This is a genomic window from Streptomyces sp. GESEQ-35, assembly GCF_017948485.1.
GTDB lineage: Bacteria > Actinomycetota > Actinomycetes > Streptomycetales > Streptomycetaceae > Streptomyces.
In genome coordinates this window covers 1-317 of the sequence record NZ_JAFFSX010000109.1, presented here as the reverse complement: position 1 = coordinate 317, position 317 = coordinate 1, and the positions used below count along the sequence as shown (strand labels likewise).

The following is a 317-nucleotide window of genomic DNA, read 5'->3' as shown; positions in this document are numbered from 1 at the left end:
CCGGGGGTGAGGGTGGTGGTGTCGGTGACGGGGGCTGCGCGCAGGGTGGAGTAGAAGGCGGTGCGGCCGTCGGTGGGCTGGGGATTGATCGGAGCCAGCTCGTGAAGGAGTTCCTGGTGGAGGGTGTCGACGTGGGGGCAGTGGGAGGCGTAGTCGACGTCGATGGTGCGGGCCCGGATGTCCCTGTTCCGGCAGGTTTCGACGAGGGTGTGGATCTGGTCCTGGCGGCCGGAGACGACGGTGGCCGCGGGGGAGTTGTGGGCGGCCAGGTGGACGTCGTCCAGGCCGAGTTCGGCGATCAGGGTGGTGGTGGTGTG

1 protein-coding gene is annotated in these 317 nt (G+C 69.7%); it reads right to left on the bottom strand.

Annotation, left to right across the window (positions count from 1 at the left end; translation table 11 throughout):
- Positions 1 to 317, bottom strand: a 317-nt coding sequence (locus KCH87_RS48560; protein ID WP_210594479.1) for an acyltransferase domain-containing protein, incomplete at both ends; no start/stop codon positions are given.